The sequence below is a fragment of the Vibrio pacinii DSM 19139 genome, assembly GCF_000711795.1.
Lineage (GTDB): Bacteria > Pseudomonadota > Gammaproteobacteria > Enterobacterales > Vibrionaceae > Vibrio > Vibrio pacinii.
This window is the reverse complement of record NZ_JONH01000055.1, coordinates 1-1284: the sequence shown is the minus strand read 5'-3', so window position 1 is coordinate 1284 and position 1284 is coordinate 1. Positions and strand designations below refer to the sequence as shown.

Genomic DNA, 1284 nt, shown 5'->3' with positions numbered 1-1284 from the left:
GCGCATAACAAAGCGTTTAAGAGTGATTCCAAACGCTTGCCGGTTTCGCTTCGCTCAAGTGTGGCAAACGCTTGTCACACCTTAACGCAGCGTTAACAATATGGAGGTTCAATGAAGTTAGATAGTGTGATTGTTTTCTGTTGTATTGCGCTTGTTTTAGTTGGTGTCATTTTGGGAATCAATCTTGATATAGAAGAATCGAGTTTGAAAATACTCAACGGATTTTCAACAACGCTATCTGCATTTGCTACGTTATTTGCGGCAATTGTAGCTCTTTATGGGCTTAATATGTGGAGAAACCAATTTGTTTTTTCTGAACGATTTAAGGCTTTCTGCGAATTAGAAGAAATAGCAATAGATGGTCTTAGTTTAGTATCAAGTTATAAAGGAGTGTATTGGGATCAGTATTGTAAGTTTAAGACACCAACAGTATATGAAGACCATGAGAAAGAACGCGCTACTTTATCCCAGAGTATGAGAGAAAACGTATACTCGTACAGTAGGAAAGTTGACTATGCAGAATCATTACTTACTGAAAAGGAGTTAAAGGGTTTTCAGTTTGGATTTTTAAAATATGAACAAAATTTGTATAGCCTGTTCCAAGAAATTGATAGAGCGTATGAGGTTGATGGTGCTGAGCAAAGAGCATTGCTTAATCAATGCCAGCAATCATTTATCGAGTTTTCAAAAAGTATAAAGAAGGAACTGAGAACAATACGAAACACGTAAGTTTATATTGTTAACAAACTGTTTAAGAGTGATTCGCAACGCGTGGCATTTTTACTATGCGTTGGTTTTAGTGTTTAAGGTGGTATGCAGCGGCATCGGTATTGCGTTGCTCACACCTTAACAGGGCGTTAGTTGCCAGTGGGAAAAACGCAGCTAAAGCAGAAAAATTAAGGCTAATGAATTGTGCAATTGTGCTCGGTTTTGTATCTTGGTGTGGTTTGCTGGCTGTGTTCAATGTTTAATGTTGTGGTTTTGTTTTGCCGTTTCAGACGCGAATGTACTCGTTGAAAGTCAGCCTTGTGACATTGCCTTTCCAAAAGGTTTATTGGGTATTTTCATCCAGTTTTCTGCGGGGTTGTAAGTTCCAAGTGGTTTCAGTGACAGGCGCTTTGAAACTGCGCCTGATATGAGTTTATCAAAGCGCTTAAAAACGGTGTTGGCAAAAGTGGAAATAAACTGAAAATCAAAGGTTTAGAATGGCAACTAACAAAGCGTTTAAGGCAGATTCGCAACGCTAAGCATTTTTGGTTTTCTTTGAATTTAGTGTTTATGGCA

General features: G+C 38.3%; 1 protein-coding gene. It reads left to right on the top strand.

The annotated features are described in order from the left end of the window. Positions 1–111: 111 nt before the first annotated feature. Positions 112–729 carry a hypothetical protein gene (locus tag BS19_RS15005; protein WP_038176355.1) on the top strand — a complete coding sequence of 206 codons (618 nt, stop codon included), beginning with the start codon at positions 112–114 and terminating at the stop codon, positions 727–729. The last annotated feature ends 555 nt before the right edge of the window (positions 730–1284 follow it).